This window comes from Caballeronia terrestris (assembly GCF_001544515.1).
GTDB lineage: Bacteria > Pseudomonadota > Gammaproteobacteria > Burkholderiales > Burkholderiaceae > Caballeronia > Caballeronia terrestris.
The window spans coordinates 1-516 of the sequence record NZ_FCOL02000638.1; the positions used below are offsets into that span (position 1 = coordinate 1).

Below are 516 nucleotides of genomic sequence, written 5' to 3' on the forward strand. Positions count from 1 at the left end.
TTGCCACCCAGCGCGAGCGGCCTTTCAATCGATCGTCAGCACCACGCGGCCGTCCACCTTGCCGTTCTTCAGATCGGCGAATACCGAATTGATGTTTTCGAGCCGGTCGCGATGAATCCGGGCGCGGACTTTGCCCTCCGCAGCGAATTCCAGCGACTCTTGCAAGTCGCGCCGGGTCCCGACGATCGAACCTCGTACGGTAATGCCGTTGAGTACCGTCGAGAAGATCGGCAGTGGGAAATCTCCGGGAGGCAGTCCGTTCAGCGATATGGTTCCGCCACGGCGCACCATGCCGAGCGCCTGCGCGAATGCGCTGCGCGAGACGGCGGTGACCAGCACGCCATGTGCGCCGCCGATCTCCTTCTGGATCACGGCTGCGGGATCGCCGGTCGAAGCGTCGATGGCGAGCTTCGCACCCAGTTCGCGGGCGAGCGCAAGCTTGGCGGGCTCAACGTCGATGGCGACGACATGCAGGCCCATCGCAATGGCGTATTGAACCGCGACGTGACCAAGGCC

General features: G+C 64.0%; 1 protein-coding gene. It reads right to left on the reverse strand.

Going from position 1 to position 516, the window contains the following annotated elements; all coding sequences use genetic code 11:
* Positions 1-24: 24 nt before the first annotated feature.
* The coding region (locus tag AWB67_RS39345; protein ID WP_143746871.1) for a zinc-binding dehydrogenase at positions 25-516 on the reverse strand (492 nt) is incomplete at its 5' end.